Origin of the sequence: Secundilactobacillus pentosiphilus, assembly GCF_002217985.1 — a bacterium.
GTDB lineage: Bacteria > Bacillota > Bacilli > Lactobacillales > Lactobacillaceae > Secundilactobacillus > Secundilactobacillus pentosiphilus.
Map to the genome: position 1 here is coordinate 1 of NZ_BCMI01000069.1, position 429 is coordinate 429.

The window sequence follows — 429 nt, forward strand, 5'->3', positions numbered from 1 at the left end:
ATGATTTGAGTCGTTAACCTACCTGGCAACGTCGTTACCAGGTGGTGAGCCAGTGCAGCGCAACAGATAAACGACATGTGATGATTAGCTGAACGAAACTCGTCAAAACAGAGTTGAGTTGGTAACTCCTTAAGGCGATAAGGACGCTGGGCGTGTTCATTAATGATCCGGCTTACACTCGCATCAGAGATCCCCAGCAGTTTAGCTATTTCGGTGGCCGTTAATGAGTCTTTAGCCAGCTCCATTACTGCTTGGTGAACTGCCGGAGTCAGCGTGTGATTAAAGAGTAAATTGGATGATGTGGCACCGCAAGTGGTGCCACAGGCTTTACACAGATAACGCTGTTTACGAAGCTTTAACACGTACTTACCGCCGTTAACAGGTGCCAATCGGGCATTAACCTGATGAGTACCATTCTTAATTAAAGTT

At 46.6% G+C, this 429-nt stretch carries 1 protein-coding gene; it reads right to left on the minus strand.

Going from position 1 to position 429, the window contains the following annotated elements; genetic code table 11:
* Window positions 1-429: helix-turn-helix domain-containing protein (locus CES81_RS13070; RefSeq protein ID WP_180949823.1), on the minus strand; the 429-nt coding region annotated here is incomplete at both ends.